This window comes from Microbispora bryophytorum, from assembly GCF_043197435.1.
Classification (GTDB): Bacteria; Actinomycetota; Actinomycetes; order Streptosporangiales; family Streptosporangiaceae; genus Microbispora; species Microbispora bryophytorum.
On sequence record NZ_JBICTF010000010.1, the window covers coordinates 149,156 to 164,233 of the forward strand.

15 protein-coding genes and 1 pseudogene are annotated in these 15,078 nt (G+C 71.3%); 12 read left to right on the top strand and 4 right to left on the bottom strand.

Features of this window, described 5'->3' with window-relative positions:
* Positions 1–362 precede the first annotated feature (362 nt).
* Entirely contained in the window at positions 363–911 is a 549-nt protein-coding gene (locus ACGFIB_RS29545; protein ID WP_357261607.1) for a CGNR zinc finger domain-containing protein, read from the top strand.
* Between the two features lie 41 nt (positions 912–952).
* Positions 953–1,360: a PPOX class F420-dependent oxidoreductase gene (locus tag ACGFIB_RS29550; protein WP_142572413.1), complete on the top strand. Its 408-nt coding sequence runs from the start codon at positions 953–955 to the stop codon at positions 1,358–1,360.
* 119 nt (positions 1,361–1,479) lie between these two features.
* Here ACGFIB_RS29550 and ACGFIB_RS29555 read toward each other — a convergent pair whose 3' ends face one another.
* The 3 genes from ACGFIB_RS29555 to ACGFIB_RS29565 are packed head-to-tail and all read right to left on the bottom strand — an operon-like array spanning position 1,480 to position 4,903.
* Complete coding sequence (locus ACGFIB_RS29555; protein WP_393376398.1) at positions 1,480–3,156, bottom strand: AMP-binding protein; 1,677 nt, start codon at positions 3,154–3,156, stop codon at positions 1,480–1,482.
* On the bottom strand, positions 3,153–3,905 hold the full coding sequence (locus ACGFIB_RS29560; protein ID WP_142572411.1) for a class I SAM-dependent methyltransferase: 753 nt from the start codon (positions 3,903–3,905) through the stop codon (positions 3,153–3,155). Before ACGFIB_RS29560 ends, ACGFIB_RS29555 begins: the two co-directional genes overlap by 4 nt.
* Before the next feature lie 23 nt (positions 3,906–3,928).
* A complete protein-coding gene (locus ACGFIB_RS29565) occupies positions 3,929–4,903 on the bottom strand; it encodes a helix-turn-helix domain-containing protein (protein WP_357261601.1) in 975 nt (324 codons plus the stop codon).
* A gap of 552 nt (positions 4,904–5,455) precedes the next feature.
* Here ACGFIB_RS29565 and ACGFIB_RS29570 point away from each other — a divergent pair.
* The 10 genes and pseudogenes from ACGFIB_RS29570 (at position 5,456) to ACGFIB_RS29615 (ending at position 14,311) form a co-directional block, all read left to right on the top strand.
* Complete coding sequence (locus tag ACGFIB_RS29570) at positions 5,456–5,770, top strand: hypothetical protein (RefSeq protein ID WP_393376400.1); 315 nt, start codon at positions 5,456–5,458, stop codon at positions 5,768–5,770.
* A 262-nt stretch (positions 5,771–6,032) separates the two neighbouring features.
* Positions 6,033–6,572 (top strand): flavin reductase family protein, encoded by a 540-nt coding sequence (locus tag ACGFIB_RS29575; RefSeq protein ID WP_208762306.1) that lies wholly within the window; start codon positions 6,033–6,035, stop codon positions 6,570–6,572.
* Positions 6,573–6,611: 39 nt separating this feature from the next.
* On the top strand, positions 6,612–8,147 hold the full coding sequence (locus tag ACGFIB_RS29580; protein ID WP_393376402.1) for an FAD/NAD(P)-binding protein: 1,536 nt from the start codon (positions 6,612–6,614) through the stop codon (positions 8,145–8,147).
* A gap of 148 nt (positions 8,148–8,295) precedes the next feature.
* Positions 8,296–9,111, top strand: a complete 816-nt coding sequence (locus ACGFIB_RS29585; protein ID WP_357248337.1) for a class II aldolase/adducin family protein — start codon at positions 8,296–8,298, stop codon at positions 9,109–9,111.
* Positions 9,112–9,244: 133 nt separating this feature from the next.
* Positions 9,245–10,573 (top strand): annotated as a pseudogene (locus tag ACGFIB_RS29590) (class II 3-deoxy-7-phosphoheptulonate synthase); the annotation flags it as partial.
* A 51-nt stretch (positions 10,574–10,624) separates the two neighbouring features.
* Positions 10,625–11,011 carry a chorismate mutase gene (gene aroH / locus ACGFIB_RS29595; RefSeq protein WP_357248379.1) on the top strand — a complete coding sequence of 129 codons (387 nt, stop codon included), beginning with the start codon at positions 10,625–10,627 and terminating at the stop codon, positions 11,009–11,011.
* Positions 11,011–12,228 (top strand): prephenate dehydrogenase, encoded by a 1,218-nt coding sequence (locus ACGFIB_RS29600; RefSeq protein ID WP_393376530.1) that lies wholly within the window; start codon positions 11,011–11,013, stop codon positions 12,226–12,228. The genes aroH and ACGFIB_RS29600 overlap by 1 nt, the downstream gene beginning before the upstream one ends.
* 147 nt (positions 12,229–12,375) lie before the next feature.
* The gene (gene moaA, locus ACGFIB_RS29605) at positions 12,376–13,365 is read left to right on the top strand and encodes a GTP 3',8-cyclase MoaA (protein WP_393376404.1); all 990 of its coding nucleotides are present in this window, start codon (positions 12,376–12,378) and stop codon (positions 13,363–13,365) included.
* Between the two features lie 38 nt (positions 13,366–13,403).
* Positions 13,404–14,024 carry a molybdenum cofactor guanylyltransferase gene (gene mobA / locus ACGFIB_RS29610; RefSeq protein ID WP_393376405.1) on the top strand — a complete coding sequence of 207 codons (621 nt, stop codon included), beginning with the start codon at positions 13,404–13,406 and terminating at the stop codon, positions 14,022–14,024.
* 11 nt (positions 14,025–14,035) lie between these two features.
* Positions 14,036–14,311, top strand: a complete 276-nt coding sequence (locus ACGFIB_RS29615; protein WP_191052923.1) for a DUF6457 domain-containing protein — start codon at positions 14,036–14,038, stop codon at positions 14,309–14,311.
* 407 nt (positions 14,312–14,718) lie between these two features.
* On the opposite strand, the gene ACGFIB_RS29620 is transcribed toward ACGFIB_RS29615, so the two are convergent.
* Positions 14,719–15,042, bottom strand: coding sequence for a DUF3099 domain-containing protein (locus ACGFIB_RS29620; RefSeq protein ID WP_357248344.1), 324 nt, complete (start codon positions 15,040–15,042; stop codon positions 14,719–14,721).
* Between the last annotated feature and the right edge of the window lie 36 nt (positions 15,043–15,078).

Below are 15,078 nucleotides of genomic sequence, written 5' to 3' on the forward strand. Positions count from 1 at the left end.
CGATCGCAGCGACGGACTGCCGCCGTCCGCTGGTGACTCCAGGCCGCCGTGGCCCGTACAGCGGGACGGTGTGACAGTCCTGGCCACTTCGCAGCGGGTTCCACGCTAGGAACGGTGACCCTTCACCGTTCGCTCGAACGCGCACGCGATCTGGTACGTCCGCACATGCCGGACGTGACCGACTCACCCCATGCCCGGTGGCGAGGACCCATGTGACAAGCAGTGACATGGCCCCTCTCCCGAGCGCTCAGGCAGTGCTCCATATAACCGTCATCGCCGACTTTAAAGGTTAGAAACGCGACATTGCAACCGGTCACCTATGATTGAGGGGTTAGAGCAGGCGGTAGTTGGAGGATGTCGCCATGACCGAGCCCGACCCGCGTCCGTTCGTCCGGGAGCCCCTCGCCCTCGACCTGCTGAACACCTGGTGGAAGGAGCACGGCCGGCTCCACGACCTGCTGGACTCGCCCTCCGGGCTGCGCGTGTGGCTGGCCGGCCACGGGATGGCCGACCGCTTCGCCGCGGACGAGGAGTCGCTGAAGGCGGTCGTCCACGCGCGCGACGCGCTGGCCGCGGCGGTCGCGGGCCCGGGGGGTCCCGCCGTCTACCGGCAGGTCGACGACGTCCTCGCCCATGGGCGCGTCCGGCTCACCCTCACCGCGGAGGGACCCGGAGAGACGGCGGAGTTCGACGATCCGGCGTGGGGGGCGGCGTGGACCGCCGTCCGCGACTACCTGGACCTGCTGGCCACGGCTCCGGACCGCATCCGGCTGTGCGCCCAGCCGGACTGCATCCGCTACTTCCTCGACACGTCTCGCAACGGCACCCGCCGCTGGTGCTCGATGTCCCTGTGCGGCAACCGGGTCAAGGCCGCCCGGCACTACGCTCGGGTTCGTCCCCCCGGCGTCTGAACCGGCCATCCGGCGGTTCTGGTCTCGAAAGGTCTTCGCTCATGTCCCATGGCGCTCTGCCCGAGCACATCGCCGATCTCCTCGCCCAACCGAATCCCTGCGTCATCAGCACGGTCCGCCAGGACGGCGCACCGGTCTCCGTGGCCACCTGGTACCTGTGGCAGGACGGGAAGGTGCTGGTCAACATGGACGCCGGGCGCAAACGGCTGAGCTACCTGCGCGAGGACCCCCGGGTGTCGCTGACGGTGCTGGACTCCGGCGGCTGGTACCGCCACGTCAGCCTGCAGGGACGGGTGGTCACGCTGGAGGACGACCCGGACCTGAAGGACATCGACCGCCTCTCCGTCCACTACACCGGTGAGCCGTACCCGAATCGCGAACGGCCGAGGGTGAGCGCCTGGATCGAGATCGACACCTGGCACGTGTGGGGGTTCTCCGCCGGGTCCTGAAACGCGGGCCCGCGCCGGTCGGCCCGCGCCGCTCAGCGTGGGGCGTGCGCGCGCCGGACGGCCGGTGCCGCCGGGGGAGCGGGTCCCCCGGCGGCACCGGTGGCACGGGCTCGGCCGGATCAGGAGCGCGGCGTGAACGCGACGACGCGACCGGCGTCGCGTGCCGCCTCGAACCGCTCACGCAGGTGCGCCCTGCGGAGCTTGCCGATGCCGGTCTTGGGGATGTCCTCCCTGCCGACCGGCACGACATGTGCCACGCCGACGCCGAACGCGTCGGTCACCCGGCCGCGGATCAGGCGTTCGGCCTCGGCGGCCGGCATCCCGTCGCGGGGGTGGAAGAACACCGCCAGCTCCTCGGTCTCCCCGTCCTGTCCGGCGACCAGGCAGGCCACCGTGTACGACGGCTCCACGAACGGGAGCTCCTCGACCCGGGCCTCGATCTCATGGCCGTGGTAGGTGATGCCGTCGAGCAGGATGACGTCGTCGGCCCGGCCGGTCACGGTGAGGATCCCGTCCTGGATGTAGGCGAGATCGCCCGACTTGAACCAGCCGTCGGCGGTGAACGACTGGCGGTTCTGCTCGGGGTTGCGGTAGTAACCGGCCGTCACCGGGGCGCCGCTGACCTGCAGGTTGCCGATGGCGCCGGGGGGCACGAGCGCGTTGTGCTCGTCCACCACCCTTACGGACGTGCCGGGCTGGGGCCGTCCCACGGGGACGTACCGCTCGTCGCCGCCGTCGCCGGGGGAGAACCGGCAGTCCACCACCCCGGCGGAGGTCTCCGACATGCCCCAGCCCGGGTACATCGCGTCCGGGGGCAGCCCGAAGGGGGCGAGCAGCTCCAGGAAGCGCCGGACCACGCCGTTCCTGATGGCCTCGCCGCCGTTCATGATGTACCGCAGGCGGCTGAGGTCCCAGGACTGCTCCTTCAGCCGGTCCGCCTGGTCGTTGATGAGCCCGAAGGCGAAGTTGGGCGCCCATGTCGTGTCCGCGCGGTGGCGGTCCATCGCGGCGATCCAGCGCAGCGGGTCTTCGAGGACCCACTCGATCCGGGCATGGACCTGGTGGCAGCCGAGGTAGACGTCGCGGACGTGGAACATGACGAGGCCGCCCACGTGGTCGAGCGGCATCCAGTTGAAGGTGCGGTTGGCCCCGCCCATCCGGTTCACCCGGGCGGTGCCCGCGGTGCGGCTCAGCACGTTGCCGTGCGTGAGCACCACGGCTTTGGGCACGCCGGTGCTGCCCGACGTGAGGAGGTACATGGCCGGGTCGCCGGGTCCGGCCCGGTGCCGTCGGTCGTCGGGAGAGTGGGAGAGCAACCGGCGGGTGTCCCCCAGCCACGCGGTCCGCCAGGCGGGATCGGCGAGGACCTCCCGGGACAGCGGCTGCTCCGCACCCGTGATCACCCACGGCTTCCCGTAGCCGTTCCAGACCCGCTGCAGCAGCCCGGGCGCGGCCTCCCGCTGGACGGCGGTCGCGCCGGCGTTGACGGGCATCGGGACGTGACCGCCCAGGACGCAGGCCCAGAACGCGACCAGCAGCTCCGGGTCGTCGGCCACCTGGAGGACGACCGCATCCCCGGGCGCGACACCGGCCGCGCGGATCCCCGCGAGCATGCGCGAGGCGGCGTCCAGCAGCTCCCGGTAGGTCATCCGGGACTCCGACCCGTCCGGCCGGATGAAGACGATCCCCTCGGCGCTTCCCTCCCGCGCCGCCCGGACGAGCGCCGCACCGAGGTCCGGGACGTCGGGGGCGAGGGCCGCACCGCCGTCGAGTAGCGAGATGCCGGTGTTCGTCACAGCGCCTCCTCCCCCTCCGCGGTGGCCACGATCACGACCGGGCCGCGCCCGTGCGGGGGGACCTGCTCCTTGCGGAAGCCCCCGTACTCGGCCGCTGTCCCGAGACCGGCGTCGGCCAGCAGCTCACGCACCTCGGGCCCGGTGAGGACCGCCTGGTCGAAGAAGTTGTCGTACATGCTCACCCGGCCGTCGGCCTCCCGTACGAGCAGGGTCTCCTCGTTCCTCCAGGTCGCCGCGCGGGGGTTGAGCGACTGGCGGGCGAGCCGGGTGACGAGCACCCCGTCACCGCGGTGGTGGGCGACCGTGTACGGCTGGTAGCTCTCCACGAAGTTCAGCAGGTGGCCGAACTCGAGGACGACGTGCCCGCCGGGCAGCAGCAGGCCGCGCATCTTCCGCAGGACGCGCCGCAACTCCGCCCGGGGCAGGTAGTTGAGCGTCATGAACAGGCAGTAGACGAGATCGAACCGCTCCTCGCTGTCGAAGTCCTCGACCCGCTCGTGGACGTACTCGACCCTCTCTCCGCCCATCCGCCGCGCGTACTCGACGAAGCCGGCGCTCTGGTCGACGCCGACGCCGCAGTAGCCGCGCGCGCCGAGTTCGCGGAGGTTGGTGCCGGTCCCGCAGCCGAGGTCGAGGGCCCGCCCGCCGTCCGGCAGGAGGGAGGCCAGGAAATCCGTCTCCGCGGCGAGGTTCCGGAAATCCCTGCGCATCAGCTCGTAGTACTGTCCGGGGAATTCGAAGCTGGTCACTGCGTCACCTTTCCGCTGGTCGGTCAAATCGGTGCGGGGCTGCCGGTGGATTCGGCGGGGCTCGTGTTTCGCTGCTTCCGGAACTCTCTGGGCGTGATGCCGTACCGATCCCGGAAGAGGCGGCTGAAATGCGAGGCGCCGTAGAATCCCGATCGCTCGCCCACGGCAGCGATGGACAGGTGGTCGAGCCCGGGATCGGCCAGCTCCGCCCGGCAGCGGGCCAGCCGCTCGTCACGGATCCAGCGCGCCGGGCTGGTGTTGTGCTCCTGGAATATCTTCTGCAGATACCGGAGTGAGACGTTGTGCCGCTGGGCCACGACGGCCGGGGTGAGGTCCGGGTCGGCGAGCCTTTCCCGGATGTACGCCTGGATGCTCAGCATCAGGGCCTGCCTGCCCGCGTCGGCGTCGGCGGCCAGCGACCGCATGCGCTCGGCGAAGAAGGCCGCGGCCAGGCCCGCCACGCTTCCACCCAGCAGCCCGATCGCCGTGCCGACCTTGCCGCTGTGCTTCTCGAGCCCGATGAGGAGATTGGACACGAGTGCGCCGAGTCCCTCTGAACCGGTGCAGGATCTCGCGGTGAGAAGTTCGGTGTCCTTCGGCGTGAGTCCCATCAGACGATGCGGAAACAGCAGGGTCGCCATACGGAACGGCTCCGGCATGACGATTTTGTAGGGCCGAAGACTGTCATAGCAGACGAATTCCGGATCACGGACAACCGCGTGCCGGCCGTCCTGGAAGACCCATATCTCGCCGGTCAGCGGACGGCATACCCTCAGGTATCCCTCGGCACTCCGGTCGATCAGCCTGCTGGGCCGGATGAGTTCTCGGGGCCCTCCGTCGACCAAGGAGAACCGAACTTCACCGAACTGCCTGACGGACGTGGTCCCGTCGAGCTCCGCCCGGTGATCACGGATGATCTCCAAGTGACCCTGCGAACGCGCGATCGGTTTCGTGGAGACGGCGGTTTGACGTGCAATCGGTACTTGGACAGGCAGCATCGATCAATCACCTCGTCGGTAAGACCTAGTGGTAGACGTGCCGTTCCGCGAAGGCACAACCGCGACCTCTTCATACGGGGCTTAGTCCTCGAACGGATTGATGTCGCCCCGGGGTCCGCTTCGCCCGTAAGACATGAGAGCATGCGCTTTGCCCGGTTTGCTATGGCGATCGAAGTTTTCGATGACTGCCACACGTGCCGCGGAAACAACGCCGGTGGGCCGCGGACGCCGCCCACCTGGATCCGGTCATGCCGCCGACCGCCGAACCGTACTACCGCGCGCGGTCACCGGCGATTTACGCGCGTATCCGCGCAAGGAAACGTGCGTGCTCCACCAAGTGGGCGGACGGCCGCGTCGCCAACGTCCAGTCGTCGCCCGGGCCTTTCCGCCGGCGGCGGCGCATTCCCCGCATCGGGTGACGACGCCCGCGCGGGCCGGCGTCGTCGGCGCCGGACGGAGCTTCCTGCGGACACGAGGAGATCGACGTGGTCAAGACGCGCCACCACGAGGGCGAACCAGCCGGGGTTCGCCCACTTCCTCAGGCGGCAGCGCATGCTCGTCCTCGGCGCCGCCGATCCCGGGGGTGCGGTGTGGGCCTCCCTCGTCACGGGAGACACGGGGTTCGCCGGCCCGGCCGGCGACCGCGACCTCGTGGTCGCCGCCCTGCCCGTCGCCCTGCAGCTGACCGGCCGCGCCCGGGTCGACCGGGACCCGCGGCGAAGCGCGGAACTGCCCGGGGCGCTGCGGATCGTCGAATTCGACGTGGAACGCGCGGTGGAGATCCGCCACGCGACCACACTGCGCTGGGGCCCCGGCGTCTTCGTCCCCCTGCGGCCCGGCGCCCGGCGACGCCTCCCCCGGCGCTGATCCGCGCCTGTGCGCTTTCACCGGAGAAAACGCGAACGGCGTGTGTCCCTGCGCCACGGCCCGGTCGCCCTGAAATCGTCGTGCACCGTCAATCTCCGGTGCGCACTCCGGCAAATGTCCGAGCCGGCGCTCGGTAATGTCGTCGGTGTCGAGCCGATTCGATTTACGTTCTGCGACCGTCGAGGGTCCGTCCCGCGGGGGTCGTCATTTCCTGAGCATGCGTTGAATATCTCGTGTCCGATGCTCCCCGGGAGGACCAACGATGGGTGAGGCGCCAACGGCAAATCAGGTGGCGGTCGCCGTGCAGGACGACCTGCGCACGGTGATGCGCAATTTCGCCACCGGCGTGTGCGTGGTGACCACGTTCTCCGGCACCGCTTCGCTCCGCACGCACAACGCCCTGACGATCAATTCACTGACCTCGGTCTCGCTGGACCCTCCGCTGATATCGCTGAGTATCCGCCGTGAGTCGACGTTCCTGGCCGATTTGATGGAGTCCCGGGTCTGGGCGGTTTCCATCCTCGACGCCGAAGGTGAGGATCTGGCCCGGATATTCGCCCGTCCGGAACAGGAAAGGAAAAAGGCACTGAGCAGTCTCCCCGCGAAGCCGGGCGAGCGGACCGGCGCCCTGCTCCTGGACTCCTCGGCATGGCTGGAATGCCGTTACTGGAATCACCTCGTGGCCGGCGACCACCTTCTGATCGTCGGGGAGATAGTCGGGCTCGGTACGAACCATGCGCGGGTGCCGCTGGTATTCCTGCAGGGGGCATTCCACCGAATCGACCTGAACCGGATCGGCTAGCGCCATTCCTTCTCCATAATCGACAGGCGAGGCTGACACATGTCTGGAATCTCAATCGGTGTGATCGGAGGCGGCGCGTCCGCGGTTTGCCTCATCGACGCGTTGGCCCGGGAGCGGGGAAGGCCGGGCAGCATCACCGTGTTCGAACCGTCCCCCAACCTGTGGCGGGGCCGGGCCTACCAGGTCGACACCGAGGTCATCAAGGTCAACGCGACCCCCGACGACATGTCGGCACGGGTGGGCGATCTTCACCACTTCGAGCGCTGGCTGGAGCTACGGGAGCGCGTCGCCGACGACGCCGGGTACGTCGACGCCTACTCGGGAGCGCGTTTCGTCCCGCGCACCGTCTACGGCGAGTACCTGGAGCAGACGGCGTACGCGGCACTGGGGGAGCTGCGCAGACAGGGCTGGCGGGTCGACCTCGTCGGAGCCGCGGTCACCGGAGGCCGCCGGACCGCCGACCACGTGCTGCTCAGCACGGGCGGCACGAGCGCCGCCGCTTTCGACTACGCGGTTCTGTGCGTGGGAGGTGACGGCCCCAGGGACGTCTACGGGCTGACCGGTGCGCCCGGCTTCGTGCCCGACCCGTACCCTGTCTCCGGCAAGCTCCGCCAGGTCGGGGAGCGGCAGGACGTGGCCGTCGTCGGCAGCGGCCTGACCGCGGTCGACGTCATCCTCCAACTCGACGCGCAGGGGCACGAGGGACAGATCACCCTGCTGTCCAGGAGGGGTGTGCTCCCCGCCGTCCGGCAGCGGCCGCTCGAGCTCGAACTCCGCCATCTCACCAAGAGCCACATGCGCTCCCTCGCCCGGCAGCGGCGGGAGATGTCCGTCGAGGACTTCACGGCGGTCGTCCGGGCCGAGCTCGTGGAGGCCGGCGCGGACCTCGACGCGATCCGCGCCGAGATCGTCGACGTGGACATGGAGCCGCCGGTCGACCGCCTGCGCCGGCATCTCGCCGCGGTGGACTCGCCGGACCCGGGCCTGCGGATCCTGCAGCGCGCGGTCCCGGACATCGGCCCCGACGTCTGGCCCCTGCTGGCGGAGCGGGACAGGGCGGCGATGCTGCGCTCCCACTACCGCACCGTCATGAGCCTGTGCTGTCCGATGCCGCCGAGCAGCGCGGCGCGGCTGCTCGAACTCGTCGACGCCGGCCGGCTGGAGGTGCGGTCCGGGCTGCAGAAGGTCGCCGTGCGCTCCGGTGGCGGCTTCGAGCTCGCCACCTCCGACGGGGAGGTCATCGGCGCCGACACGGTGATCAACGCGGTGAACGCGTCCGAGGACCGCATACCGGCCGCCGCGCGGTCCCTGGTGACCTCGCTCACCGCCGGCGGCGCCGCGAGCCCCCACCCGCACGGCGGACTCCGGCTGGCCCGGGAGACGAGCCGCCTCATCGCGGGCGGCGCACCGGATCCGCGCCTGTACGGACTCGGCACCATCGGGGCCGGAGCGCTCTTCTTCACCTTCGGCATCCCGTCGCTCGTGGACCGCGGCGAGGACATCGTCGCGGCCATCCTCCAGCACGCGGAGGCCGGAGACGCCACCCGGTCCGAGGACGTCCTGCTCCCCGCGTAGCGGGGCCCGGCAGCCGCGCCCGCGCACCGGCTCAGCACGGACCGCCCAGCAGCACAGGCCGGCACCACAGGCCGGCACCACAGGCCGGCAGCACAGACCAGCAGCACAGACCAGCAGCACAGACCAGCAGCAGAGAGGTGAGACGACCATGAGCATGACCACGGCCGCCGAGACGCGCCCGGCGTACCTCGCGGACACCGCGACAGGCCTGCCCATCCCGGGCGAGCCGGTCTTCGACAACCCCGACGACACCCGCCGGCACCGCAAGCAGCGCCTGGCGGCCGCCCTCCGGCTGTTCGGCAAGTACGGATTCGGGGAGGGCATCTCCGGCCACATCTCCGTACGCGACCCGGAACACCACGACCGTTTCTGGGTGAACCCCTTCGGGGTCTCCTTCAACCGCGTCCGCGTCGCCGATCTGATCTGCGTCGACTCCACCGGACAGGTCGTCCACGGCAGGCACCGGGTCAACCCCAGCGCGTTCGTCATCCACTCGCAGATCCACGAGCTGCGGCCGGACGCCACCGCCGCGGCGCACGGGCACACGGCGCACTCGCGCGCGCTCGGCGCGCTCGGCCGCCTGCTGGAGCCGATCGACCAGGAGTCGGCCGCCTTCTACGGCCGGCAGACCCTCTACGAGGCGTACGAGGGTCCCTCCGTGTCCATGGAACAGGGCCGGGACATCGCCGAGAAGCTCGGCGACAACCGCGCCATCCTGCTGCGGCACCACGGGCTGATCACGGTCGGCGGCTCGCTGGACGAGGCGGTCCACTGGTTCTTCACCTACGACAGCTGCGCCCAGGTGCAGCTGCTCGCCCTGGCGGCCGGCACCCCGCAGCGGTTCACCCGTGAGCAGGCCGAGGCCGCGGGCGCCGGGTTCGGCGATCCGCAGCTCGGCTGGTTCAGCTTCCAGCTGCTCTGGGACGAGATCGTCGCCGAGCAGCCCGACCTGCTCGAGGAGTAGCACGCCCGCCGAGGTCCGGGTGCGCGCGCATCCGGACCCGGCACACACCCGTGAGGCAGAAGGTGCGACCCAACGCGTGCATCGCCATCGAAAGCACGGACGATCTCGTCCCCAGCCGGAAGACACCACAGCCATGAATCCTTCGCAGAGTGCCCCGGTGGGCCAGCCCTGGCGAGACCTACCCGCGGCGCAGCAGCCCGAGTACCCCGACCGCGAGGCTCTGCGCGGTGTGATCGCGGACCTCGAGTCGTACCCCCCGCTCGTCTTCGCCGGCGAGTGCGACCAACTGCGCGCCCACCTGGGAGCAGTCGCCAGGGGTGAGGCGTTCCTGTTGCAGGGCGGCGACTGCGCCGAGACCTTCGGCGGGGTCTCCGCCGGCCAGATCCGCGACAAGCTCAAGACGCTGCTCCAGATGAGCGCGGTCCTCACGTACGCCGCCTCCCTGCCCGTCGTCAAGGTGGGCCGGATCGCGGGGCAGTACTCCAAGCCGCGTTCCGCGCCCACCGAGACCCGCGACGGCGTGACGCTCCCGAGCTACCGAGGCGACTCCATCAACGGCATGGAGTTCACCCCCGAGGCCCGCACACCCGACCCGGAGCGGCTCAAGCGGATGTACCACGCGTCCACCTCGACGCTCAACCTGGTGCGGGCCTTCGCCACCGGCGGGTACGCGGACCTGCGCCAGGTGCACTCCTGGAACCAGGACTTCGTGCGGTCCTCGCCGGCGGGGCGGCGCTACGAGTCCCTGGCCCGGGAGATCGACCGGGCGCTGAGCTTCATGAACGCCTGCGGGGCGGATCCGGGGGAGCTCGGCGCGGTCGAGTTCTACGCCTCCCACGAGGCGCTGATCCTGGACTACGAGTCGGCGCTCACCCGAGCGGACTCGCGCACCGGGCGGTTGTACGACGTGTCGGCGCACATGGTGTGGATCGGGGAGCGCACCCGGCAGCTCGACTACGCGCATGTCGCGTTCGCCGCGGAGATCCGCAACCCGATCGGGGTGAAACTGGGCCCGTCGAGTACGCCGGAGGAGGCGCTGGCCCTGATCGACCGGCTCGACCCCGAGCGCGAGCCCGGCCGGTTGACGTTCATCACCCGGATGGGCGCGCGGGCCGTCCGCGACCGGCTGCCCGAGCTGGTGGAGAAGGTGACCGCCGAGGGCGCCCAGGTGGTGTGGGTCTGCGACCCGATGCACGGCAACACCTTCGAGGCGGCCTCCGGGCACAAGACCCGCCGTTTCGACGACGTGCTCGACGAGGTCAGGGGCTTCTTCGAGGTCCACAGGGCCCTCGGCACCCACCCGGGCGGCATCCACGTGGAGCTCACCGGGGACGACGTCACCGAGTGCCTGGGCGGCGGCGACGAGATCCTCGTCGACCACCTGCACCGGCGCTACGAGACCGCCTGCGACCCCCGGCTCAACCGCAGCCAGTCCCTCGAACTGGCCTTCCTCGTCGCGGAGATGCTCCGTCAGGACCCGGCGGGAAGGGGGGCTTTCCCGGGCGGGACGGAGATGACCGTCCGGGCGGTGCGGGGCGCCGTCCAGGTCGAGCGGGACGACGAGCCGCACCTCCTGGAGAGCGTCCAGACCCTGCTCCGCAGGATCATGGATGTCAACGACCTGTCGCCCGACGACCTCATCAGCATCGTGTTCACCTCCACCCCGGACCTGGTGAGCGCGTTCCCCGCCGCGGCGGCCCGCGCGATCGGCCTCACACACGTCCCCCTGATGTGCGCCCGGGAACTGGACGTGAACGGAGCGCTGCCCCGAACGGTGCGCGTCCTCGCGCACGTGCGGACGGCTCGCGCCGTCCGCGACGTCCGGCACGTGTACCTGGGGGGCGCGGCGGCGCTGCGCGAGGACCTGGCACAGCCGGGAGAAGGGGGAGTGACCCTGTGATGCGCACCATGGCGGTGGTCGGCACAGGTTTGATCGGGACATCGGTGGGGCTCGCGGTGAGCCGGCACGGCGTCATGGTGCATCTGCTGGACCAGGACGAGACGGCGGCCCGCACCGCGGCGGCGCTGGGCGCCGGTGTGGCCGGCGCCCCGGCGGAGCGGGTGGATCTCGCCGTGATCGCCGTACCGCCCAGCAGGGTCGGCGCGGTGCTGGCCGAGCAGCAGTTGCGCGGACTCGCCCACGCCTACACCGACGTGGCGAGCGTGAAGTCCGCCCCGGCCCGGGACGTGCTGCGCACCATCTCCGACCCGGTGACGTTCGTGGGCGGGCATCCGCTGGCCGGCCGGGAGAGGTCGGGCCCGCTCGCGGCCCGCGCCGACCTCTTCGAGGATCGGTCCTGGGTGCTCACGCCCACGCAGGCCACGTCGCAGCCGGCCCTGAACCGGGTCCTGGAGATGGTGGCCCTGTGCGGTGCGATCCCCGTGGTGATGGAGGACCAGGCGCACGACGCCGCCGTGGCGTTGACGTCCCACGCCCCGCACGTGGTGGCGAGCCTGATGGCGGCGCGGCTCCAGGCCGGGCCCGAGGAGGCCTTCCGGCTCGCCGGGCAGGGACTGCGCGACGTCACCCGCATCGCGGCCGGCGATCCCCGCCTGTGGCGCGACATCCTCCAGGCCAACGCCGCCGCGGTCGCCAGAGTGCTGCGAGCGCTGAACGACGACCTGTCGGCCGTGCTGGCGGCGCTCGACGACCTCGCGGCGGCCGAGCCGGTGCGCGAGGGTCACAGCGTGATGAGGATCGAGGATCTGCTGCGCCGGGGGATCGCCGGACTCGACCGGATCCACGGCAGGCGCACCGGCACGCGGCCGGGTCAGGTGCGGCTGCGGGTCGCCCTGGGGGAACGGCCGGGGGAGCTGGCGCTGCTGGTCGCCAGGCTCGCGGAGTTCGGAGTCGGCCTCGACGACGTCGCCGCCACGGCGTCTCCGGATCGTGGGGCCCTCTTCGCGGAGTTCGGCCTGTCCGCGGTCCGGGCGGAGGCCGCGTGGCGGGCGCTGACGGAGGAGGGCTGGGCCGCCGAACGCCTCCACCCGATCACGGCGCCGGGATCGGCGGGCGGCGCGGCCGGCGTCGCCCCCCTGCCGCCCGCCGATCCCGGCGCCCAGTCCCTTGTCCACCAGGTGGAGGCCGGCCGGCAGGAGGCCCTGAGCAAGCCCTGAGCGAGCCGTGAGCGCGCCGTGAGCGCGGCGGCGGGGAGGCCGGTCGGGGCCCCTGGCCCGGGCGGAATCACGGCGGACGCCGGGAGGTTGCCGCCGTCGTGACGGCAGGGCTTAGGCTTGAGGCTCTCTGGGGTTGGAGGTCCTTTCGTGCTGGTTGACTCGTTCGGCCGGGTCGCGACTGATTTGCGGGTGTCGCTGACCGACCGGTGCAACCTGCGGTGCGCGTACTGCATGCCGCCCGAGGGCCTCGACTGGCTGCCCAAGCCCGAACTGCTCACGGGTGAGGAGATCGTCCGCCTGGTGACGATCGGCGTGGAGCGGCTCGGCATCCGGGAGGTCCGCTTCACGGGTGGCGAGCCGCTGCTGCGGCGGGAGCTCGTCGAGATCGTGACCGCGGCCGCCGCGCTGCGCCCGCGTCCCCAGGTGTCGCTGACGACCAACGGCATCGGCCTGGCCCGCCTCGCGGAGCCGCTCGTGCGGGCCGGTCTCGACCGCGTCAACGTCTCGCTGGACACGCTCGACCGCGACGTCTTCGTCCGGCTGGCGCACCGCGACCGGCTGCGCGACGTGCTGGACGGGCTCGCCGCGGCGACGGCGGCGGGCCTCACGCCGGTCAAGGTCAACGCAGTGCTGATGCGCGGCGTCAACGAGCACGAGGCCGCGCCGCTGCTGCGCTACTGCCTCGACCAGGGGTATGAGCTGCGCTTCATCGAGCAGATGCCGCTCGACGCCCAGCACGGCTGGCGCCGCGACGACATGATCACGGCCGACGAGATCCTCGGACTGCTGAAGGAATCCTTCGACCTGACCGAGGACGACCCGCGTGAGCGGGGCAGCGCCCCCGCCGAGCTGTTCCTGGTCGACGGCGGCCCGCAGCGGGTGGGCGTGATCGGCTCGGTCACCCGGCCGTTCTGCGGCGCCTGCGACCGCGTCCGGATCACCGCCGACGGCCAGATCCGTAACTGCCTGTTCGCCACGGAGGAGTCCGACCTGCGTGCGGCGCTGCGCTCGGGCGCCTCGGACGAGGAACTGGCGCAGCGATGGGTCGCGGCGGTGCGGGGGAAGAAGGCCGGGCACGGCATCGACGATCCCGCGTTCCTGCAGCCGTCCCGTCCGATGTCGGCCATCGGCGGTTGACGGAGCCCCCGGAGAGCCCTGGAGTCCTGGAGCCCGTCGTGCGTTCCCGCCACGAAACCGGAACCGGAACCGGAACCGGATCGGGGGCGTACGACGCCGTGATCCTGGCGGGGGGCCGGGCCGAGCGCCTCGGCGGGGCGGACAAGCCGGGCGCGCTCGTCGGCGGGCTGCCCCTGGTGGAGCGCGTGGCGGCGGCGGTCCGCGACGCCCGCGCCGTCGTCGTGGTGGGCCCGCCGAGGGACATGCCGGGCGTGCTGTTCACCCGTGAGGATCCCCCGGGCGGAGGGCCGGTTCCGGCGTTGCGTGCCGGGCTCGCCGGGGTGACCTCCCCGCTGGTCGTCCTGCTCGCCGCCGACCTGCCGTTCGTCGCCGCCGACCACGTCGGGGCGCTCCTGGCGGCTGTGCCCGAGGACGGCGCGGGCGCGGTGCTCGTGGACGACGAGGGCCGCGAGCAGTGGCTCACCGGCGCCTGGCGGACGGCCGCGTTGCGGGCCGCGCTCGGTCCTTACGAGGGGCGGTCGCTGCGCGGGCTGCTCGGCCCGCTGGCACCGGCGCTCGTGCGCCCGCCCGTGGCGCCCGGGGAGACCCCGCCGTGGTTCGATTGCGACACCGTCGACGATCTCCGCGCGGCCCGCGAGCGGGCCCGAGGGCGCGGGTGAAGGGAGTACGCGTGAACGTGCTGGAGGAATGGACGGCACTGGTCTGCCGCGAGCTGGGCATCGACCCCGCCCGGGTGGACCGGACCGCGGTGCTCGACCTGACCAGGGATGTGGCGCACGGAGTGGCGCGGCCCGCCGCCCCGCTGACCGCCTATCTGGTGGGGCTGGCGCAGGGCGCCGGCACCGCCCCGCCGGACGTGGTGGAGCGGTTGTCCCGGATGGCCGAGGACTGGGCGGCGGAGGCGACCGCAAGGACGCCCGCGACCACTGACACCCCCGACTCCTGACGCCGGTTTCCACGGCCCCGGCGCGCCGCATGAAGGGGAAGGGCGGGCGCCGGGGGCCGCTCGGCGGAAGGGCCGTCCCTGCCGGGGACGACCGCGACGGCCGGTCTGTGACGACGTGCGCAGGGCCGATATCTGTGCCGACTCGTAACCGTGCGAAGTCGAAACCTGTGCGAACTCAAGCTGTGCGAACGCAAAGCCGTGTGAAGTCGAAGCTGTGCGAAGTCAAAACGTGGGGCGGGTTTATGGAGAAAAGGGCGACGCCGGGTGGTTACGGGGGCAAACCACCCGGCGTCGCTTCATCGGCGTTCCGACGGGGGCCCGGAACGCCGGCACCAGCGCTCCGACGGGGGACCAGAGCGCTTGGCTAAACTGTACACCTCCAACCCATGGGTTGCGTCAAGACTTTGTCACGACCCGATCTCGCGTCGATGGCGTGGTATCTCGTTTTGGTCAGGTGAGGTCAAGTCCGGGGGTGGAGGAGGCTCGTGACCTCGCTGATTGGCCCCGATAACGGCAAGGTATGGCAAAAGAACCGCGCCTGCGACGAACAGGGCCTTGACAGGCCAGGGGGCAGGCACCGCCACCGCCAGAATGAGGCACACGAGCCGGATACCCATCTTGATGAGATAGCTGATCTCCCGCTTGCGCACGTCGTCGGTCAGCGACGGCTGGGCGTCCGTCACCTGGTGAACGACCGCGCGGTCTTTTCGCAACCAGCGCCATGGATTCACGCTTTCCACGGTAGACCCCGGGGGAGGCGAGGGTGA